This window comes from Enterococcus sp. AZ089 (assembly GCF_050547225.1).
Taxonomy (GTDB): Bacteria; Bacillota; Bacilli; order Lactobacillales; family Enterococcaceae; genus Enterococcus_D; species Enterococcus_D entomosocium.
Genome location: NZ_CP172954.1, coordinates 1,475,349 through 1,496,292, shown reverse-complemented (window position 1 = coordinate 1,496,292; position 20,944 = coordinate 1,475,349). Strand labels below are relative to the sequence as shown.

The window sequence follows — 20,944 nt, the reverse complement described above, 5'->3', positions numbered from 1 at the left end:
ATGTACCAGCACCTTGAAACCTGTGCCACTTTGGTACAAGTTGTACCCGAAAAAAAAAGCCTCGAAAGGCTTTTAAATCGTGAGCGTACCAATCAACTTCGCTGAGGCAGCAGCAAAGCCAAGGTATAAGGAAATCGTACCAGGATCACTTTCTGTCGAGAAATCGGAATGAACATAAGCAAAATCCTCTGGTGTAACATAGAATGAATGCTGCCTTTCTTCGGCTGCAGCAAGATGGATTTTTTGCCATTGTTTCAATTCCCTCATCGGTCGTGCTACTTCCGTAACATCGTCTCTGCTATAGAGTTGCAATGTCGTTGTATGCGGCACATCGCCCTCATTTTTCAGTGTGCAACTGATCTCAAATGGCGCTCCCTTTTCCTGAGGAATAATGATTTGGGTGTGGGTAATCGTGCATTTACTATAGCCTATCCCCGAGCCAAAAGAAAACAACGGCTCATTTTTTTCATCCATATAGCGCGAAATATATTTTTGATCACTATTCTCTTCTGTCAGTGGCCGACCTGTAGAGAGTTGAGCATAAGTCAACGGCAACTGTCCTTCTGCCCCTGGAAAACTCATAGCTAAACGTCCTTGCGGTTCAGATTCGCCCATCAACAAATCTGCCAATGCATTACCGCCTTCTGATCCAGGGAACCAGGCAATCATGATTGCTTGACAAAGAGGCTCGATGGCGGTCAAAACCATTGGTCTGCCACAGAAAAGAATCGTTGCGATCCTAGGATTGACCTGACTTACTGCTTCAATCAATGCTTCTTGCTTTCTTGATAAAGAAAGTTTGGTCAGACTTGCCGCTTCTCCCGCTTCCTCGCTGGTTTCCCCCAGAGCCAATAAAACGACCTCAGCTCCTTTAGCGACTTTACACGCCTCATCAAGAAAGGCGCTCGTCAACATTTCCCCATCAGGGTACGGTAAGACAGTTAAGTCAATTTCTTTTTGAGAAAGACCTTCCGCTAAGGAGACCGCAGCCTCTGGTTTGCCGATCCACGACCAAGCCCCCAAAAGATCCTTTGAATCTGCTTTGGGACCGATCAGCGCGACCTTTTGTTTTTTCTGCAAAGGCAACAGTGCCTGGTTTTTCAGAAGAACCGTTGTTTGCTTTGCTGCTTCTCGTGAAAGAAGACGGGTTTCCTTTAGGAGTCTAGGCGTTAAGTTTTCCGGTGCTAACCCTCTATAAGGGTCTTCAAAAAGGCCTAGCTTGTTCTTTAAATGTAGCACATGAAAAACCGCCTTATTCAACTGCTCTTTCATAGCAGGATCTGCCTGAATGATTTGCTCTAGTGCGTTCAAATAGCAATCACTCATCATATCCATTTCGACACCTGCAGTAAAAGCTTTCTGTGCGGCTTCCTTTCGATCAGCAGCTACACGATGCGCCATCAATTCCGCCACCGCTGCCCAATCTGAGATGATCAAGCCATCAAACCCAAGCTTTTCTCGCAATACTTCCTGCAACAATGGTTGATTGGCTGTGGCCGGCACACCATGGATCGTATTAAAAGAAGTCATGACCAATTCTGCACCAGCTTCAATCGCCGCCTGAAACGCGGGCAGATAATTTTGGTAGAGCTCCAGATCAGACAAATCGACAGTATGGTAATCCCGGCCGCCTTCTGCAGCGCCATAGCCGATAAAGTGTTTGACACAAGCAGCAATTCGCTGTTTATTTTCTGCAAGGGAAGCAGTTCCTTGATACCCTCGTACATAAGCAGCCGTCAACACCGCAGATAAGGTCGGATCTTCCCCATTACTTTCCAAGACCCTCCCCCAGCGCGCGTCTTTAACATGATCCGCCATCGGTGAAAACGTGACATGGACACCAGCTTCTGCCGCTTCTTTTGCTGAAGCTTTAGCAACCTCTTCCACTAACTGCGCATCAAAGGAAGATGCTAAGGCCAGTGGAATTGGGAAAATCGTTTCATACCCATGGATAACATCTGCCATAAAAACAAGAGGAATCTTTAAGCGACTTTTCTGAAGATAAGACGTTTGGATGGCATACACTTGTTCCGCAGTATGAGTGCCCAACACAGAACCAATCGAAAATAATTGGTCTTCACTCATGTGCCATTGTTGCATCGGACCGGTGATTTCTCCTCCTTGCGCAAAAAAATCTGGCGTCAGTTGGACCAACTGGCCCACTTTTTCAGCTACAGTCATTTGGTCAATCAGTTCTTTTAGTTTTACGGTTTGCACTATTATTCTCTCCAATCATTAGGCTCTCTTCTTTTGCTTATCGAACTTGCGGCATTTGCTCCTTCTTAGCAGAAGCAACATGTTGCCGATTCCTTTCATTCAGTATAATTAAAAACGTTTTCAAAAAAAGACGATCTTCATACTTTGGTGCAACTCATGGCAAAAAGGAAAAATCTTCATCATGGTACAAGGTGTACCATGAATAATGGATAACACCAAATCCCCTGATACATCCGACATTATGTCTTCTCCGATGCTAACAAAAAGAAGCTGCAATTCGCTGCAGCTTCTTTTTGTTTATTGTTAAGGAACAAATGAAAGTTCCCAAAGAATGGTTGCTGAATATCTCGTGGCCTGAGGAGTCGCACTAATTGGCACCTCAAGTTTGACACTTTGATCCATTGTTTCTCGATCGCCAAAGCGCTGGACCCAAGTGCCTCTGCCTTGGTTGGCACCTGCTTGTGCGATTATCTCCGCATTTCCAACAGTCAGTGCTGCTTGCTGTTTATGAGTAGGTGGCTCAGACACGTTTTCTCGAGTCGTTACTACATCGATATTGTCTAATAAAATTCTAGCACCAGTCAGTTGATGCCCTTCATCACTTTCAAAAGGCTCTCGTAAGGTTGCACGGAGGGTCCATCCAGAATTTTCCCGCCTCCGATCTGAAACCTGCACATAATTAGGGCGTAGATTATCATTTGGATCAGCCGGCTGAAGGAGTTTTTGCGGCAGGGCATCGTAGGTCGTCGTTTCTGACCGAATGCCAACTGTCCCAAACTGGAATTGGGAAACAAAATCCAAGCTGACAAACCCTTGTTCTGCATCAATCTCAGGCGGATTCTCAGGATTTACTTGCGTATCCGGATCAAGAGGGTCTACTGGTTGCGGAGTACTTTCCAAACCATAAACCAGCCAGTATTCTTGTTCATCTCGAGTGACTCTTGTTTCCAGCGGCTGACCGTCCCGCTCGTAAAGATATTGGTAATAAGGAATCTCCTGAGGAAGGATATCGACCGATTCATTTACGAATTCTCCTTGATAGGTTGGTTCCCTCAGTGCTACCCCTTCTTCATCTATGTGATTGATCTTGATGTTCGATGGCACGCGATCAAATAAAAAAGTAACATCTTGATGGAAAGGCTGCGGCATAATATCAAATGTACTTGGGTCAAAGTGTTCTGTGTTAAACTCAACCCCGTAATAGTCATACCCTAACTGATAGGGTTCATCGCTCTCTCGGTTCTTGGGGTCAAGGGTATGAAGGAAACGTAATGGTAGTTCTAATGTTTCAGTTGGTTGAATATCCTCCCCTGTCTCTCGATCTCGATAATTCACATGGACGGTTCCGGTACCAATGTAATAATTCATCTCTTCAAAATAAAAGGTATGGCGATCACTTCTCGCACCTGTACTACCGGATATAATAAATGCCATTGCAGAAACATCTGATGGCTGCCAATCACTGATGTCACGTTCCCAAGTCATACCTCTATAAGTAACTCGAAACCAGCGACCTTCATTATTTGGCTGATATTCAATCAAGATTGGGTCATCTGCTCCATTTCTAGCACCCGTAGTTGCTGCTCGAGCATCATTTCCCATATATGTCTCCAATAATTGTGGTGTCCTATGATAGATAAAGCCAGCAAAGGGCGCACCATTGACAGCTATAGGATCCCTCTCAACGATAAAACCATCCTCGCCAAAAGAACCTCGGGTATCATTATAGTTATTGTCTAGCTTAAAAGCAAAAGCATCCCTCAATCCTCCGATTCCAAATGCATTACCCATATGACCTGGTTTGTCCATCTCAGAATTGTGAAAACCAAAAGCCATCCCATCAGCACCAAGAGGTTTAGACCCTATATTGGCTTTACCTTTAAGCGTAAATGGTTGATCCAGACTAATTCTGTCTTTTAAGGTAACATAACCGACTGACCAAGTTGTATCTTCTGTTAGTACTAATAGCCCAGTTTCATCATTGTAAGTAGCAGTATTTTCGTGACCTTCGATAGCAAAGTGTTCTCTAAAATTGTTTTTGTTAATTGTCACTTCGACCATCTGTCCACTTCTATCATCAGCTTCTGGCTCTCTCGCTTCCGCATCCGCAGCCTGATCTGCTTCCGCAGAGTCATTCTCTTCTTCAGTCGAATCAGTGTCTTCGGCCTCCGTATGATCTAAGATCAGCAGGCGCTGTGTAGCAGTCTCGGCAACGATGATCTCATATTCTCCGATCGTATCCACAAGAATCGGTAAGACAAAAGTCGTTTGTGGGGTCTCGCTGTTCAGCTGCCACACACCTTCGTGGTCTGTTGCTCCCACCGTTAGTTCATCGTTCAAAGCTTCCAGATCAATGATTATTTCCTGAGGCAACGCGATGTCCACCGTTTCGAGGGCAACTTCTGAGTAGAAAATAAAATCTATTACGTGCTCGACCTCGCCTTGGATCAGTTCCTCCGCAAAGGAGATTTCTCCACTCACTTCATCGTCGGCCTTCTCCTCGTGTTCTTCCTCTGGTGTCCACGAAAAAATCGTCTCGGCATTCATGATTGTTAATGTTGTAATCAGTGGGAGTAAGGCAAGTAGAACCAGCAACCACTTATTTTTTTTGCGAAAAAATGAGTTCATCGCATTCACTCCTAAATGTCATTTCTCTTATTTTCCCCATGGGATCTAGCCCCACTTAGGGAATGTTGATTTCCCTTTTTTGATAAGTTGTTTTACTACGTATATGTTAAGTGCGGTGATCAGCAAGAGACTTCCAAGAATCACCCAATCCAACCGTTGAATGAAGTTTGTCTGGGGCAGCTGCCCGCCGGGTTTACCCGTGTCTTGCGGTGGACGCGGAACAGGACCGGTTGGTGGAGATGGTTCTGGTTGATCCAAAGGCTCATAAATCCCGGTAAACCCCACTGTCCCCTCCGTTTCCGTTGAACGTCTCTCCTCGCCAAAACTCGTTCTTGTAAACCCGAAAGCGAACAATAAGACCAAACATACTTTCAAAGCCCTTCCTCTAATAGATGCACCGTTGATATCCATTCTCCCTCCTCCTTGTGAGTTGTTCATTTCGAAAACGATCGTTTTTGAGACGTGTTATTTTATTAAAGCCAATCTCTTTACAAAAGCCTAAATAGTACTGTTTATATGGAATTCATTCTATCTTGATCGTAGTCGTACTTGATATCTCAAAAACCATGGTTTTCAAACATGTCATACTAATTATATCGATGTTCTACTTAGAATAAAATTCACGATATTCCTCGATCGATGAATATCCTGCATGAAGTTAAAAAAAACATACGTTTCATTCATATGTTATTGTTGCAACTATTTTAGAAACTTGCCATCTCCCTTTTATACAACAAAAAGCTCAATGATCTTAGATTACGTTATTCCTTTAATCCTCGACCCTTGAATCGACGCTTCATGTCAGGCGTCCCTCTCATTTTCTATCAACAAGACTGAACCGTAATTAGCTTGCTAAAATGCAAAAAAACAAACAGGTCCAAAAGTCATCAAAAGAAAAGTCTCTTGATCCATTAAACCTGTTTGTTTTTTTCATTTATTAAAGGAAAAATGTAGCTTATTCCCCTGCGGATAAAGAAAACTGACGAACCGTCTCCGACAACGCTTCGACTAAGAAAAGGCAAGGAATTTGCGTCGTCAAATCTTCATACTTGTTGATGCGTTTCACATCAACTGAATAGTCTAAGACATAATCGGACATTCGCCCCAGTGTGCTGTTGGCGTCACTGGTGATTGCTACAGTGGTGAAGTCAGGATTATTACGAAAGCCATTGACCACTTCAATGATCTCGGTGGTCGTTCCGGTGATTGAAAGGACCACGATCATATTGTCTGAAGTATGTTTCAGCTTCGCAAAGATTGGATAGGTATTATCCACCAAAGCATAACTGTTAAATCCGATCGTGGCAAAACGGCGGGCAGCATATTCACACATTGAACCTGACGCACCGATGCCATAAAAAATAATATTCTCACATTCCAGCATTCGTTCAGCGATTCGCCGGATTTTTCCTTCGATGTCTCGCGGGAAGCGTTCCGGATCCAAAACGGTCATACTGCTAAAAAAACTGACAGCATCTAACTCAGGTGCTTTGAACTGGGTACGAAATTCTGTAAAGCTCTCATACCCTAATTTACGGATAAAGCGCATAACAGAAGAAGCTGAGGTGTGGGATTCAAGCGCGATCTCACGGACCCGCATATAGGGAATCTTATCACTTTGGCTCGACATATAATGATAAATCGCACGATCGGTCTCTGATAACTCATTGAAATCGATTTTTCCAAAAAAAGACATAGTAAACGCTCCTATTTTCTCATTCTCCTATCAATGTACCACAAGCTAGCAAAAACATCACAACTGTTTGATAAGAAATAATTCCATCGGCTGTTCAAATCCAGGACTTGTCAAAAGTAACCCACCGGCATCTTGGTAACCAAGGTTGCGATAGAAATGCTGTGCCTGCTCGTCGACTTGCGTGGAAGTCAAACAAAGAGCATGGCCGGCTGCTTTTTGCTGTTGTTCCCAATAAGTAACCAACCGTTTCCCAAGTCCCTTGCCTTGATGCGCTTCTGCGATCACTAACATGGTACAAAAAGGAATCGTGTCCCAGAAAAAATTGTAGCGCAGTAACCCTACTGGCTGTTCGTCTGCAACTATCACATAAGCAGTTTTTTCCATTATCTTTTTGGCGAAGACTTCCTTTGGTAAGTGAGTATCCAAAGAAAACCAAAACGCTTGATCTGCAGCTATTGCCGGTCGAATCGTAATCACTGATTTTTCGTCCCTTCCTGCTGTTTTTTTGTCTTATCGTAGAGAAAATGGTCTATTTTAGTCACTTTCCGTCTTTTCGTATTCAGAAAGCAATGCTAAAAAGGCATCGCCATACTTATCCAATTTGTTTTGGCCAACCCCTTTGATCTGTAAAAAATCGATCGGCGTTTTTGGCTGAACTTCCGCCAATTCTCGCAGTGTTTTATCAGAAAAAACGACATATGGCGGCAAATTTTGTTCTTGTGCGAGATTCAATCGTAAGGTGCGCAGTTGATCGAACAGTTCATCATCAACCACTAACTGTTTGACTTTGGTTTGTTTTCTATAAACTTTTGCTTTTCCAAGCAACACATCAATCCCCGCATTGGTCACACTTAACAAAGGGTATTGCCCTTCTGACGGCAAAAGATACCCTGATGCTGTTAAATAATCGATCAGCTGATTGACTTCCTTTTGAGACCAATCTTTCATTAATCCATAAGTTGGTAACTTTTCAAAGCCCCACTGTTTGACTTTTTGGTCGCCAGAGCCCGTTAGCACTTTCCCCACCAAGGCTTTCCCGAAGCGTTCGCCCATTCGTTTCACACATGACAACACTTTTTGTGTATCCACTGTGATATCCACTTGTTCTCTTTCATCAAGGCAATTGCTGCAACGACCGCAATCGGGTCCATCTTCTCCAAAATAACGCAAAATATAGCGCTGTAAGCACAGTTGGGTATGTCCGTATTGGCTCATCTCCCGCAATTTCAAGTATTCGTTTTGGCGATAAAGAATATCTGATTCGGATTGATCGATAAAAAATTGCTGAATCTGCATGTCTTGTGGAGCATAAAGTAAGATCGCATCACTGGGTTCGCCGTCTCGTCCGGCACGCCCGGCTTCCTGATAATAAGACTCCAAATTTCCAGGTATCTGGGCATGGATCACGAAACGGACATTGCTTTTGTTGATTCCCATCCCGAATGCATTGGTCGCTACCATCACTTGCAGGCGGTCATAAAGAAATTCTTCTTGGAAAAATGAGCGCTCTTCTTCTGAAAGTCCGCCATGGTAATACCCGACGGACACGCGTTCATGTTTCAACAGGTGATAGATCCGTTCCACTTCCTTGCGGGTACTGGCGTAAATGATACCTGATTGTCCTTGGTTCATTTTCAAATACGTTGTGATGTAGGTATCTTTTTGATCCTTGACGACTTGAAAAGCCAAATTTTCCCGAGCAAACCCGGTTTTGACTTGATTTTCTGCCGGAATTGAAAGTAAGTTTTCGATGTCTTCGGCAACTTTGGGTGTAGCTGTCGCGGTAAGGGCAACGATCGTTGGCTTCTGCTCCCAGTTTTCGATCGTTTCGGCGAGTCGCAGATAGCTCGGGCGAAAATCATGTCCCCATTGGGAAATACAGTGGGCTTCATCAACGGCCAATAAAGCGATCGGCATCTGCCGCAATGAGTAGCGGAAAGATTCTGAGTCTAAGCGTTCTGGCGAAACATACAGCAGTTTGATTCGCCCTTGGCGTGCTTCTTGCAAGCGTTGATTGATCTGTGCTCCTGTCAAGGAAGAATTGATATACGCTGCTGGGATCCCCATATCAACGAGGCTATCTACTTGGTCTTTCATTAATGAAATCAAAGGGGAGATGACCAAGGTCACTCCATCCAGCAAGAGCGCTGGCAATTGATAACAAATGGATTTCCCTCCACCTGTGGGCATGATTCCCAAAACATTTTGTTGTGTTAAAATAGATTGAATAATCGTCTCTTGACCTTCACGAAACTGTGAATAGCCAAAATGTTCTTTTAAGACTGTTTGAATAGTTTGCATAATACCCTCTTTTCCATTTCCTTATTATACGCAATTAAGTACGCAAAGAAAACGGCATTAAGAGAACTTTCGCTTTTTATTCGCTTTTCAATGAAATCAAACAAAGGAGTCTTCTACTATGAAAAAAGTTATGATTATCGGCGGTGGGATCATCGGTTTGACCCTCGCCAATTATCTTGATAAAACCAAATTTGACGTGACTGTCATTGATTCCCTCATCGGTCAAGCAACATCTGCCAGCGCTGGCATCATTTCCCCTTGGCTATCCAAACGCCGCAATAAAAAATGGTACCAGTTAGCACAAGACGGAGCCGCTTTCTTCCCGAAATTGGTACGGGATTTTGCTTTAGATGAATCCATCTATGCCCCATGTGGCACTTTGGTAGTGCGACCAGAAAAGGCGCTTCAAGAACTGGCAGAATTAGCTGAAAATCGACGTAAGGCGGCACCAGGAATCGGCGAAATCGACTTACTGACGGGCTCACAAACCAAAGAGGTATTGCCATTACTAAAAGAAATGCCCTCTTTACGAATCACAGGCGGTGGCCGCTTAGATGGTCAGGCTTATCTTGCCCACTTAAAAGCAAACGCTCAGCAGCAGCAAGTGACTTTTATTGAAGAAAAAGCTGAGATCGTCAGAACCGACAACCATTGGCAAATCAAAACCAAGGATCACTTTCTTGAAACCGAGATTCTTTGCCTGACAGCTGGACCGGGATTACTAGACTTGTTATCACCTTTAGGGTATCAGGTTGATATCCGTCCGCAAAAAGGCCAGTTGCTCTCTTTTGCCACCAACCTGCCGACAAACAGTTGGCCGGTCGCCATGCTAGAAGGCGAAGGCGACTTGATTCCCTTCTCTAATGGTCAAATTTTATTAGGCGCTACTCATGAAAATGATGCTGGTTGGGATTTGACACCTACTGAAGCAGCCCAACAGCAATTGATGACAGGAATCGGTGCTTTTCTTGAAGACCCCGAAGCACTCTTTGCTGCCCCAATGACTATGCGAGTCGGCACACGCGCTTACACCTCTGATTTTGCGCCTTTCTTTGGGGAAGTGCCTGATGAAACGAATTTGTTCGCCGCCAGCGGGCTAGGTTCTTCCGGTTTAACGACGGGACCTTACATCGGTTATCTTCTAGCAAATCGGATCAATGAGGTACATGCGCAACCAACAGACTTCTCGTCCTACACCAAACCGATGACAGAGTATATCAAAAAGCGCCTTTGATAGGAAACCACTAAAAAACCACCAGAACCGTTACGGCCTGGTGGTTGTGCTGTTTGATTCTTGTAAAATTACGGACAATTTCCTAACTACTAGTTAAACATATTCTCCTGTTTCCCAATAATCGAGTAAAACTTCATTGATGATCTCACGATCCAGTGGTTCACGGATATCATCATCAAAGGCATCTTCGATCGGGACATCGCCCACAGCTTTGATACAAACCGGGACGACCGGATTCGGATGATCCTCTGCTGTCAACACTTTTTCAATCTTGATCTTATGTGTCCAATCTGCCCCCATATCATAAATATAGGTCATGGACTTACAATACTGAAAATCTTGGTCAATAGCGGACGCATCCGTTGGAACGGAATTGCCTAAGCCGATCGATTTCGAGCCGGCAATAAACAAATACAAATGTTGATTCATCCACTCAAAGGCAATCTGGATCAAAATATGTAGCTGTTCATAGGTCAGCCCTGCAGGAATAATCAAACGACGCCAAATTGGCGGACGGTATCCTTCTAAATCAATACGGACCTGATAGGCGACCGGCGTATCTGCTGCGTCATCAAAGGCCGTATGTTTTGTTGGAAATGGGACGATTTTTGGCGAGATTGCAGCAATCCGTGGGTCATCAACGGGCAATAGATCATGTTCTTCGGGATCGGTGTCTTTAATCATTGCTAACATCGCTTCTTTCTTTTCAGCTGACCAAAACTGTGGTTTGGACATCCGAGCGAAAAAGATAGGTTGTTTTTCAGCCAATACAAAGGCAATTTCTAGGTATTGCGATTTGGTAATATGCTTTTCTTTATACATGCAGTAATAAAAGTCTTCAATGGCTGTTTTGGCAAACGGAAGAAAATTTAGACTGTACGGTACTTCTTGAGGCAGCATTTCAGTATATACCCATTCAACAAAGACTTTGTCTTTTAGTTTGGTCATGCCGCCATCTGTTTCCGCGCAAAAGATCAAGTAAAAAACAGGATCTAAGTAATGCTCAAGATCGTCGTCACTAACCACACTGGGTCCGCCATACAAATCAACGTGATCCATCATCCGGTCAATCACTTTCGCTAATTTCTTCAATGTTTTTTCCAAAAAAATCTCGCTCCTTCCTATCAAGTTTACTTTGACGAAAAGAGCGAGGATTGTCAATCTTTTTTTTAATGGGAGAGCATTTCCTGTGCAATTTCTAATCCGCTTATCCCCGTTGGGTAATAGGTCGGCCAATGCTCCATTTCCTCTAGTAACGCTTCATGACTCTCGTTGCCAAAGTAGATATGGAAATGATGTGAAGCACCTGGTGCGATCATATGGTCGCTAAATTGGATATATTTGAACGCCGCATCTTCATCGGTGCTTTCAAATAAGAAGCGTACGCCACGATTACCAGCTGAGTAGTTCAAAACCTCTTTGCCAGTATACACATACTTAGCTTCTTTCTCAGTACCATCATCAAAAATAAATGTCATTGTATTGTCTGTGATCTTGATCTGAGCAACATCCGTTTGATACCCTGTCGTATAATACTCTTTGTATTCGTCAGCTGTCATTTTCTTGTCCATTTTTGCTTTATAATCAAACACTTGATCCAATGTTCCGTCTTGTAAAAATGGGTAAACGGATTGCCAGTATCCTGCCCAGTCAGATAAAGGACGGTCTTGTACATCGGCATCCTCAAAGTAGCCGTTATAAACTGTTTTTTCTTTTTCGGCTTCAGCCATTTCTTTGTCATTTGCTACATCGGTGGTTTTTCTCAAGGCATCGCGGTTTTGCTCCATAATTGAAATGTAGTCTTCCCCGTTATCCATCTGCTCTTGGGTCAAGCCTTCTAATGGGTTCAAAACAGCTAATTCAACTCCTGCTTCTGACGCTAACGTCCGGGCAATGCTGTCTTTGGCATTTTCTTCAAAATAGATCGTCTGAATACCTGTTTCTTGAACGAACTCTTTTAGTTCTGCGATCCGTGAAGCGGAAGGCTCTTCACTTGGTGAAAGACCGGAGATCGGAACTTGGGTCAATCCGTATTCTAAAGCTAAATAACCAAAAGCGGCGTGCTGCGTTACAAAATGATTTTGCGCCGGATTGCTAAATGCTTCTTCATACGATTCATGAAGATCTTGTAATTGTGCTAAATAATTTGCCGCATTTTCAGCAAAGGCTGTCGCTTTCGCTGGATAAGCCTCACTCAGCTGGTCACGGATCGCCTCTACTTGTTTCATGGCTAAGCTTGGGGCTAACCAGACATGGGGATCTAATTCATGAGAATGACCATCATCGCCGTGGTCATGATCGTGATCGTGGTCGTGGTCATCGTCACCGGGTAACAGGACCATTCCTTCTGTGGCTTTAACCACTGTCACATCCCCGTCATTTAACGTGGCTTCAATCGAAGGAACCCACATTTCCATGTTCTCATTGTTGTAGACGAAAACATCCGCATCTTGGATCTTTGCCATATCTTTTGCAGAAGGTTCATAATCGTGGGAATCAGTGCCTGCGGGCATCAATAATTCAACCTCCCCTTCATCCCCTACAACTTGACGAGCAAAATCATACATCGGATAAAACGTAGCCATGACCTGGATTTGTTCATTATCAGAAGCAGCGTTGCCTGATTGTTCAGTTGCATCAGAGCCTCCTTGTCCACAGGCCGCCAAAGCTAGGGCTACTGTTGATAACATCGTTATTTTAAAAAACTTCTTCATTTTCAAAATACACTCCTTTTTATTTTTCCATATTTCCTTTTCCTCGGCAAAACACTGATAAATCAATTACGATTTACAAAAACAAAACGTAACGTTTACGTTTTACCATCGGTTTTCTACTTTACACAACTATTTACTCCTTGTCAACAGCTTTTCAAGATGTTTTTTTATATGTAAAAACTTTCATATGTACCACTGCTGATATCATTATTAACTTACTGAATGGATCGGTTGATTCGGCAACAATCGGCAAATGACGAAAATCGCTATCTATTGTCCTTTGTCGCCTCCTGTGCTACACTCGAGGGGTAATTGAATACAAGATTATCCACTAGGGGCGCTTTATGCTGAGATAGACGTATGTCTGGTCCCTTAGAACCTGATTTGGTTAGTACCAACGTAGGGAAGTGGCAGCGCATGATTTTTCGCGTTCCCATTTTTTCTGTCTACGTGTGGATAGAAAAAGGAGGAACGCTTTTTTTGTAGACAGAAAAACCATCGAGAGGAGAAGAGAAAAATGACAAATGAACCAATCGCCTGTGCGGCAGATGGGATCGATATCACGGGGTGCCGAGTTAGCTTGTACCCAATGAAAGACCATTTCGCGCAACAAATTTTAACAAGTATCGAAAAAACGAATACGAGCGCTGTTTGGCAGCAGACCGATCTGTTCAGTACCCTTTTTCGAGGGGAAGCGCCTAGTGTCATAGACGCAGCAGAGGCGCTATTTATCAACGCCTACGAATCAAAGACACACCTCGTGGGTGAGTTTACTTTTTCCAAAGGCTGTCCCGGAGACACTGCGGGTGACACATTCTTGAATGGCGAACAGGCGCAACCCAATAAAGGAAAGAACCTAGCGAATGGTGACTTTTTGGTTGATTGCAAATATTCGTTTTACGTATTTGGCGAAAATCATTATATGGAAGAAATCGCCACGATCGTCCAGCTGGCAGAGACTCATGGCTTGAGCCCTCGTTCTGCTCACTATGTGACGATGCTGACCGGATCAGCAAGCCAACTCTTTGCTTATTTTGAAGCCGCATTAGCTTATGCCCATGACCATCTCCCCCACTATGTTCTGGAAGCGACTGTTTCGGTCAACAGCCCTTCAAAAAAGGAGGCGATGCCACGTGACTAAGTGGGCTTTGAAAGATGTCATCATGGTAGGAATTGCTTCGTTGATTTTTGGCGTGATCTATCTTTGGGCTGTCCATTTCGGATTGTTGTTAGGTACGCTTCTAACGCCCTTTGGTTTATCTGTCTTAGCCAATGAGTTTATCTTTGGTGTTTGGTTCATGGCGGCAGCTTTTGCCGGATATGTGCTACGTAAGCCGGGAGCAGCTACGATCACTGAAATGATTGCGGCTCTTTTAGAAGTGTTTATGGGAAATTTTTATGGACCTATCATTTTTATTAGCGGTTTTGTACAGGGGATCGGAACAGAAGCCGGTTTTGCATTAGGCCGCTACCGACGATACGGGTGGTTCCCTTTAGTTACTGGAGCCGTGGGCGCCACGATCACGAGTTTTCTTTGGGGAATCATTCGGTCAAATTTCATTAACCTACAATGGCAGTTGCTGTTGGCGATCTTTCTTATTCGCTTGTTTTCTTCGTTATTCTTTTCAGCCTTTTTAGTGAAGATCGTCTGTGACCACTTGACACGGATGGGGGTCCTCAACAGTTACCCCATCGCTGAAGATCAAACGGTCATCGTCAAACGGAAAACCGCATGAGCCTGTCGGTAAAAAACGGCAGTTTTTTGGTGGATCAAAAGCGACTTGAATTGACTCTGTCTTTGGCCCCTGGTGAAACAAAAGGGATTTATGGTGCTTCAGGAACAGGAAAAAGCACCCTTTTCCATCTCTTAGCGGGACTAAATGAGAAGGGGTTTGATGGAGGGACGTATACGATTGACGGCCAAACGATGAACCAGCTTTCCATCCGGGAAAGAAGCACGTCCGTCAGCTTATTGTTTCAAAATCCTGATATGCAATTTTGCATGGCAACACCGCGAGAAGAGTTGCTTTTCTGTTTAGAGAATCAATGTATTTCCCAAAAAGACATGCCAAACAAAGTGGCTGAAGCTTTGGCATTTTGCGAGATTACCCACCTTGCTGATCAACCTTTCACGACCTTGTCTGGTGGTGAAAAACAGCTAGCCGCATTGGCTTGTTGTCTGATATTAAAAAGTCGTTACTTGCTTTTGGACGAACCCTTTGCCAATTTGGATTCGGACACAAGTCAAAAAGTCATACGAAAACTGCAGCAAATCCAACACAAAAATGCTCTTGGTATTTTATTGATCGATCATCAAATCAAAGAGACCGCTAACTGGGTCGATGAGTGGCTGCTGATTGAAGAGGAATTCAGAACGATCAATCAAGCAGCGCTCCGCCAACTTGATCAGCACCTTCGCAAGTCGCTGCCGCTTGTGAACATTAAATCGACTTCTAACGAAAAACGGCTTTCATTTCAAAATTTCCGATTACCCATCCGAAACCATGAAATTGTTTTCCCAGATCTTGCCTTTGATAAGGGCTCACTGATTGGAATCACTGGACGTAGCGGCAGCGGCAAGTCTTCGTTTTTAAAAGCTATTTTACAGCAGCAGGCCTATAAAGGGGATATTCTTTTGGCAGGTAAACCAATCAAGAAGTATCCGTCACCTTTTCGCTCCATCAGTTGGATCATGCAAAATCCGCAAGACCAATTTTTGGCAGCTACCGTTGCGCAAGAGCTTAGCCAAGGAAGCGCCCCGACCGAGAGCGACAAACTACTCGAAAAATTGCGTCTGCAAAACAAGAGTGCCCAGTCGCCTTTTCTACTGAGTCAAGGACAGCAACGGCGCTTGGCTGTTGCCTCCTTACTGCAGCGCCCGGTCGACCTACTGCTAGTAGACGAGCCGACATATGGTCAAGATGTCACACAAGCTTGGCAGATCATGGAGCTATTAGCTGCTAAAGCAACCACTGGCACGTTAGTTTTGATCGTTAGTCACGATGTCTTATTGTTGCAACAGTTTTGCTCGCAAATCATTGATTTCAATTGCTATCAAAAGGAGGTCGCAGATGCGTACACTCAATCCCACAGTCAAGTTATTCGCCATTTTAGGACTCGCCTTAGTGGTTTCTTTTCAAAATAATTTCAGATTGAATTTATTGCTCTCTGTCCTATTCTTCGTTATTACTGTAAAAGAGCGCTCCTTGAAAAAAAGTCTTTTGCTCTTTTCTGCATTAACACTGGCAGCTGTAGGGGTCTTTTTCACTGGTCTCCTTTACTATCAAGACCATCAAGGCGACCCCTCCTCAACGACAGCTATTCACTATGGGCTTGACATGGCGAGCCGTATCTACTGCTTCGGTATTCTGGGCAGTTCCTTCAGTGTGACGACCACGATCAATGAATTGATTTATTCGCTGCAGCAACAGCTGCATCTACCTGCCGTTTTTGCGTACGGTCTGCTCGCTGCGTTTCAAATTGCTCCGATCATTCCAGCAGAGTATCAAAACATCCGCAATAGCATGCGTTCCAGAGGAATCTCAGTCAATTCGTTTTCTTTCAAAATGTTGATTCCTTTACTCGTCAAATCCATTCGCTGGTCCGAACTTTTGGCGACGGCAATGCTTTCAAGAGGTTTCGACGGTGAAGGAAAGCGAACTTATGCCAAGACATTTCGAATCACTTTTATGGATACGCTGTTTTTATCCTTATGTTTGATGGTGGGACTTGGCGGAACACTCATCCTATAAAGGGGAAAGAGACAAAAAGACAAAGAAACGTAAGGGTTTCTTTGTCTTTTTTCATTGATTTATTAAGAAGTGATCGTCTTTTTTACTGAGCCAGATTTGATTTGGTAAAACGTAACAAACATCGTCGTTGCTAATATATACAAGGCGAAAAGAAGATACATGTTTTTAAACAGCTGGATCGTCGTTTGGTTCAACCAGGCCCCTACTTTGGGAATATAAAATATCGGCTGGCCAATCAATTGACTTTTTTGAATTTCGTTTGGTTCCATCTGATTTTGATTGTCGCCAATGGTGTAGAGCACCGATTGATTTTCCCCAACCGCAACGATTCGCCGCGTCCGCATCTGTCTACCTTGATCAACATAATACGTTACTTCGTTGCCAACCACTAAATTATCTTCAGAAGCTTTTTTTACAAAAAGGAGTGTCCCTTCAGAATATGTCGGTTCCATTGCATCACTAGCAACAATAGCCATTGTGAAACCAAACGCATGTGGGATCACCACAATTAGTACAGACAGCAGCATGAACATCAGTACAAAAAGTGAGAGCATGATACTTTGTTTTGGAAAAAGCTTCATTTTCTATTCTCCTTCTAAACCTCAGTTTCTTTTATGATTCTATAACATAACTCTAATTTTTTCAAATATTTAAAAACGTTTCATTGAATTTTTATACGAAGATTACTCGATTATTATTTGACTTTATTTAATTATTTATATTATGCTAAAGGCGATTAAAAAACAGAGGAGAAAAAGTATGCCTTTTTTAAATAACAAGTTTTTTTTAAAGCGTTGGATTCCCTTCATCCTTCTGGTCCTATTTTTACTGGGAAGTATTGTCTTTTTTCTCGTTCTTTTTTTATTCCCAACTTCTGATATCCATGCAGTGGAGAAAAAGGAAGACTGGATTTTCTATGCTGAGGACAATCCCGAATCTACTTTTATTAGCCGTTATGTGAAACATTTACCTAGTGTAAAAGCCAATGATCGTTTTGTGATGAAGCGAAAAATGACCAACGATTATAAATACCCTACAATGTTACTAGTTGGCGATCATCAACACATGACTGTCTATCTCGATGATCAAGAAATTTACACCAACGATGAGCCCAATGATCCACTGACTCTCAATCATCCAGGCAAAACATTGTCTTTTATCACCTTGCCTGAGGATTATGTTGGTAAAACCTTGAAAATATACGTGACTAGTCCTTTTGACACCTATTCTGGCTTCCCAGCAGAAGTCTTTTTTGGCCCTGCAAATGCACTGATCGGCTATGTCTTCAGTCTGTCAATTTTAAATATTTACATTCTTTTATTTACTGGTTTTATTTGTATCATCAATTTATTTTATGTCTTAGTTTCTTTTATCAATCAACGAAGGCTGAAAATATCTTCTCTCTTATTCAGCGGCTTTGCCTTAACAGCAGGCTTGGAAGCGGGCTTCAGCGATATGCTTGGTGGACTACTGTTTCCCCCGATCGTCAACTCCGTAATGTTAAATATTCTTTCTATTATTACACCAATGTTCTTGATCGGCTTTTACTGTACAAATATGCATTTTATTCGTAAGTACTACCAGAAATGGTTATACTTCCACTATTCATTCGGTCTATTAGCGATACTTTTCGCACTTTTCCAAGCACAAAGTTTGCCCGTCATCATGAATTATATGTTCTTGTTGAATATTACCAGTACCTTCATTACTTCTTTTGCAGCAATCTATGAAGCATTGAAAAAAAATCCTTTTTATGTCATTTGTGCGCCTTGGATCGTGATTGCGGCTATTGGTCATTGTTTCTTGTATATTCAGGATATTTTAGTTTTGCCACAATCTGATATTAATTGGCGTTCGATCATCTTTTTCTTATTAATTATCATTTTTACTTGCTACGGCTTCCTTGAACTCTTTTTTGCCAGCGAGGGTAAAAATAAGCAGATCGATACGGCAGACATCAAAGTGCGTTTATATGAGAACCAACAAGCGATCAGCCCTGAACAAACGTTAAAATGGCAGCAAGTTTTACGGACCATCAAACAAAGAACCCATACGGTCAAGGATATGTTAGAAGATCAGCAGTTGGCAGCGGCCTATGAAGGCCTTAGTGAGATTGAAGAACAGATCAAGCAGCAGTTAACGAGTCCTTCCGTTGAAAAAGAATCACTCACGACGATGCTGCTTGCTAATTATAAACACACAGCTGCTCAAAAAAGGATCACCTTTGCCTGTGATGGCATCATAGAACCACTGGAACAATTGGCGGAAAATGATCGTCTATCCTTGATCGCTCATTGCCTAGAGTACGCCATCCGATACTCTTGTGCGGTCACTGATCCTCAAAAGCGAAGACTCGCGTTGAGGGTGAATGACACGAACGGCCAGTTGCATATCGACTGCCAAATGCCGCTTCTCTCAAATGAAGAAGCAGAAAAACTACAGAACAATGAAACCAAACGACAGGCGATGCAGGCTGACATGCAAATGCTAGAACAACTTTGTTTAGCCTACCAAGGAAGTATCCGGATTGAAGAAACTGACGGGCTTCACCTCTTGCATTTGACACTTAGGGCGAAAATAGATCCGCTGTCTTTCGACTGACCGTCTTGCTACATTAGTTTTAAAGGAGCGATTTTAAGAAAAAGCGAAAAAACTCTTGCTTTTTTCGCTTTTTCGCTTTAGCATGATAAAGAACAGCAACAAGCATTGGAATAGTAGTTTTATGATGGTCTTAGAGAGTCGATGGCAGCTGAAAAATCGACACCCACTGATAAAATGAACCTACCCAATGGCAATGACCGCAAAACGGTCGGTGGAAAGGCCTTATCCTTTACGAGTTGGATTATCCCGATAGATAATCAACAAAGGTGGTACCGCGAAATCCAAGCATTTCGTCCTTTTTTAGGACGAGATGCTTTTTTATTTTTTTAAGGAGGAAAAAGAATGACACAAAAAAATGATTTTACAGAATGGTATATCCAAACGATCCAAAAAGCCGAATTGATGGCTTACTCCCCAGTGAAAGGCTCCATTATTTTCCGTCCTGACGGCTTCGAACTTTGGGAGCATATCCAAGAAGAGTTCAATCGATTCTTGAAAAAAGAGGGCATTCGCAATGCGTACTTCCCAATGCTGATTCCGCAAAATTTCTTTATGAAAGAAGCCGATCATATTGAAGGTTTTGCGCCTGAATTGCCATGGGTCACAGAAGTCGGCAATGAAAAATTGGAAGAACCTTTGGCCTTGCGTCCAACCTCAGAAACCATGATTGGCTCTGCCTTTTCTGATTGGATCAACTCCTACCGTGACCTGCCTTATGAAATCAATCAATGGGCAAACGTCTTTCGTTGGGAAAAGAAAACATTGCCTTTCTTGCGTACCTCAGAGTTTTTATGGCAAGAAGGCCATACCGCTCATGAAAACGAAGAAGATGCACGTCAACGCACCATGAAAATCTTGGATGAATATGCCCGCCTTTGCGAAGAATTCCTAGCGATCCCTGTTTATCGCGGACAAAAAACCCCTTCCGAGCGTTTTGCTGGAGCAGTTGATACTTATTCGATCGAAGCGATGATGAAAGACGGCAAAGCAGTCCAAGCAGGAACCAGCCACTACATGGGGACAAAATTTGCTGAAGCATTTGATATTACGTATTTAACGAAAGAAAACAAGCATGTCCATGCCCACACAACCTCTTGGGGTGTCTCTACCCGCTTGTTGGGGGCCTTGATCATGACCCATGGCGATGAAAATGGGTTAGTTTTCCCACCAACCATTGCACCAACCCAAGTTGTGTTGTTACCAGTCGGTCCATGGAAAAAGAATCCAGCCATCTTAGAAAAATTAGAAGAACTGTATGCCAACTTTAAAGCCAAGGGCATTCGTGTTCGATTGGATGATTCTGATAACTCACCTGGCTATAAGTTCAATGAATGGGAACTAAAAGGCGCTTGCTTGCGAATCGAATGTGGCCCAAGAGATTTAGAAGCTGGCAAAGTGATGGTCAAAGTCCGCGACTTGGCTGACAAGCAAACAGTCGCCCTTGAGCACTTGGAAGCCTTCGTTGATCAAGAACTGCAAGCAATGACCCCACGCTTATTGGCAGCTGCGAAGGAACGTAACAAAGATAATGAGTACACCAACATCGATACATTGGATGAACTAAAAGCCCATATCGAAACGTGCAAACAAGAAGACAAAGTGACTGGCTTTGTTTTGATCGGTTGGGACGGCTCGGAAGAAACGGAAGCGAAAATCAAAGAAGAAACCGGCTTTACTACCCGAAACATTCCGTTTGAAGCACCAATGGAAAAAACAGTCGATATCGTCAGTGGCAAACCTGCCAAGCATACCGTTTGGATCGCCCGCGCATACTAATAGAAAAAACGAAGCAGCCAGATTG

The 20,944-nt window shown here is 43.2% G+C and carries 16 protein-coding genes, 1 riboswitch and 1 other annotated feature; of the genes, 7 read left to right on the top strand and 9 right to left on the bottom strand.

What is annotated here, in order from left to right; translation table 11 throughout:
* Positions 1–72: 72 nt before the first annotated feature.
* The 6 genes from IGJ01_RS07005 to recQ form a co-directional block, all read right to left on the bottom strand.
* A complete protein-coding gene (locus IGJ01_RS07005; RefSeq protein WP_430601554.1) occupies positions 73–2,217 on the bottom strand; it encodes a glycoside hydrolase family 3 N-terminal domain-containing protein in 2,145 nt (714 codons plus the stop codon).
* 303 nt (positions 2,218–2,520) lie between these two features.
* Entirely contained in the window at positions 2,521–4,845 is a 2,325-nt protein-coding gene (locus IGJ01_RS07000; protein WP_430601553.1) for a WxL domain-containing protein, read from the bottom strand.
* Between the two features lie 45 nt (positions 4,846–4,890).
* Positions 4,891–5,256 carry a hypothetical protein gene (locus IGJ01_RS06995; protein WP_008381556.1) on the bottom strand — a complete coding sequence of 122 codons (366 nt, stop codon included), beginning with the start codon at positions 5,254–5,256 and terminating at the stop codon, positions 4,891–4,893.
* Positions 5,257–5,800: 544 nt separating this feature from the next.
* Positions 5,801–6,541, bottom strand: coding sequence for a MurR/RpiR family transcriptional regulator (locus tag IGJ01_RS06990; RefSeq protein WP_005236546.1), 741 nt, complete (start codon positions 6,539–6,541; stop codon positions 5,801–5,803).
* A gap of 57 nt (positions 6,542–6,598) precedes the next feature.
* Positions 6,599–7,018, bottom strand: a complete 420-nt coding sequence (locus IGJ01_RS06985) for a GNAT family N-acetyltransferase (RefSeq protein WP_005236549.1) — start codon at positions 7,016–7,018, stop codon at positions 6,599–6,601.
* Positions 7,019–7,075: 57 nt separating this feature from the next.
* Positions 7,076–8,842: a DNA helicase RecQ gene (gene recQ, locus IGJ01_RS06980; protein WP_005236551.1), complete on the bottom strand. Its 1,767-nt coding sequence runs from the start codon at positions 8,840–8,842 to the stop codon at positions 7,076–7,078.
* Between the two features lie 118 nt (positions 8,843–8,960).
* On the opposite strand from recQ, the gene IGJ01_RS06975 reads away from it, so the two are divergent.
* The gene (locus IGJ01_RS06975; RefSeq protein ID WP_420657384.1) at positions 8,961–10,076 is read left to right on the top strand and encodes an NAD(P)/FAD-dependent oxidoreductase; all 1,116 of its coding nucleotides are present in this window, start codon (positions 8,961–8,963) and stop codon (positions 10,074–10,076) included.
* A gap of 93 nt (positions 10,077–10,169) precedes the next feature.
* Here IGJ01_RS06975 and IGJ01_RS06970 read toward each other — a convergent pair whose 3' ends face one another.
* On the bottom strand, positions 10,170–11,180 hold the full coding sequence (locus IGJ01_RS06970; RefSeq protein ID WP_008381564.1) for a plasmid pRiA4b ORF-3 family protein: 1,011 nt from the start codon (positions 11,178–11,180) through the stop codon (positions 10,170–10,172).
* A 65-nt stretch (positions 11,181–11,245) separates the two neighbouring features.
* Positions 11,246–12,790 carry a zinc ABC transporter substrate-binding protein AdcA gene (locus IGJ01_RS06965; RefSeq protein ID WP_144330963.1) on the bottom strand — a complete coding sequence of 515 codons (1,545 nt, stop codon included), beginning with the start codon at positions 12,788–12,790 and terminating at the stop codon, positions 11,246–11,248.
* Positions 12,791–13,113: 323 nt separating this feature from the next.
* Positions 13,114–13,213: riboswitch (TPP riboswitch) on the top strand.
* A 94-nt stretch (positions 13,214–13,307) separates the two neighbouring features.
* On the opposite strand from IGJ01_RS06965, the gene IGJ01_RS06960 reads away from it, so the two are divergent.
* From IGJ01_RS06960 to IGJ01_RS06945, 4 genes are read left to right on the top strand one after another with little or no spacing between them, the layout of a single operon-like run.
* A complete protein-coding gene (locus IGJ01_RS06960; RefSeq protein ID WP_086299558.1) occupies positions 13,308–13,931 on the top strand; it encodes a YkoF family thiamine/hydroxymethylpyrimidine-binding protein in 624 nt (207 codons plus the stop codon).
* On the top strand, positions 13,924–14,526 hold the full coding sequence (locus tag IGJ01_RS06955; RefSeq protein WP_430601552.1) for an ECF transporter S component: 603 nt from the start codon (positions 13,924–13,926) through the stop codon (positions 14,524–14,526). The genes IGJ01_RS06960 and IGJ01_RS06955 overlap by 8 nt, the downstream gene beginning before the upstream one ends.
* Positions 14,523–15,935, top strand: a complete 1,413-nt coding sequence (locus tag IGJ01_RS06950; RefSeq protein WP_086299560.1) for an ABC transporter ATP-binding protein — start codon at positions 14,523–14,525, stop codon at positions 15,933–15,935. The genes IGJ01_RS06955 and IGJ01_RS06950 overlap by 4 nt, the downstream gene beginning before the upstream one ends.
* On the top strand, positions 15,862–16,542 hold the full coding sequence (locus IGJ01_RS06945) for an energy-coupling factor transporter transmembrane component T (protein WP_086372801.1): 681 nt from the start codon (positions 15,862–15,864) through the stop codon (positions 16,540–16,542). The genes IGJ01_RS06950 and IGJ01_RS06945 overlap by 74 nt, the downstream gene beginning before the upstream one ends.
* 62 nt (positions 16,543–16,604) lie before the next feature.
* Here the strand turns inward: IGJ01_RS06945 and IGJ01_RS06940 are convergent, their stop codons facing one another.
* Entirely contained in the window at positions 16,605–17,123 is a 519-nt protein-coding gene (locus IGJ01_RS06940; protein ID WP_016613282.1) for a signal peptidase I, read from the bottom strand.
* 178 nt (positions 17,124–17,301) lie between these two features.
* Between IGJ01_RS06940 and IGJ01_RS06935 the strand changes: the two genes are divergently transcribed.
* Positions 17,302–19,143 carry a hypothetical protein gene (locus IGJ01_RS06935; RefSeq protein WP_430601551.1) on the top strand — a complete coding sequence of 614 codons (1,842 nt, stop codon included), beginning with the start codon at positions 17,302–17,304 and terminating at the stop codon, positions 19,141–19,143.
* A gap of 96 nt (positions 19,144–19,239) precedes the next feature.
* Positions 19,240–19,444, top strand: a binding site (T-box leader).
* A gap of 41 nt (positions 19,445–19,485) precedes the next feature.
* Complete coding sequence (proS, locus tag IGJ01_RS06930) at positions 19,486–20,919, top strand: proline--tRNA ligase (RefSeq protein WP_016621221.1); 1,434 nt, start codon at positions 19,486–19,488, stop codon at positions 20,917–20,919.
* Positions 20,920–20,944: the final 25 nt, after the last annotated feature.

Bases quoted from the DNA above. Each gene is read 5' to 3' on its own strand.
- IGJ01_RS07000 (WP_430601553.1), bottom strand. From the start codon at position 4,845: ATGAACTCATTTTTTCGCAAAAAAAATAAGTGGTTGCTGGTTCTACTT.
- IGJ01_RS06995 (WP_008381556.1), bottom strand. From the start codon at position 5,256: ATGGATATCAACGGTGCATCTATTAGAGGAAGGGCTTTGAAAGTATGT.
- IGJ01_RS06990 (WP_005236546.1), bottom strand. From the start codon at position 6,541: ATGTCTTTTTTTGGAAAAATCGATTTCAATGAGTTATCAGAGACCGAT.
- recQ (WP_005236551.1), bottom strand. From the start codon at position 8,842: ATGCAAACTATTCAAACAGTCTTAAAAGAACATTTTGGCTATTCACAG.
- IGJ01_RS06975 (WP_420657384.1), top strand. From the start codon at position 8,961: ATGAAAAAAGTTATGATTATCGGCGGTGGGATCATCGGTTTGACCCTC.
- IGJ01_RS06965 (WP_144330963.1), bottom strand. From the start codon at position 12,790: ATGAAGAAGTTTTTTAAAATAACGATGTTATCAACAGTAGCCCTAGCT.
- IGJ01_RS06960 (WP_086299558.1), top strand. From the start codon at position 13,308: ATGACAAATGAACCAATCGCCTGTGCGGCAGATGGGATCGATATCACG.
- IGJ01_RS06950 (WP_086299560.1), top strand. From the start codon at position 14,523: ATGAGCCTGTCGGTAAAAAACGGCAGTTTTTTGGTGGATCAAAAGCGA.
- IGJ01_RS06945 (WP_086372801.1), top strand. From the start codon at position 15,862: ATGCGTACACTCAATCCCACAGTCAAGTTATTCGCCATTTTAGGACTC.
- IGJ01_RS06940 (WP_016613282.1), bottom strand. From the start codon at position 17,123: ATGAAGCTTTTTCCAAAACAAAGTATCATGCTCTCACTTTTTGTACTG.
- IGJ01_RS06935 (WP_430601551.1), top strand. From the start codon at position 17,302: ATGCCTTTTTTAAATAACAAGTTTTTTTTAAAGCGTTGGATTCCCTTC.
- proS (WP_016621221.1), top strand. From the start codon at position 19,486: ATGACACAAAAAAATGATTTTACAGAATGGTATATCCAAACGATCCAA.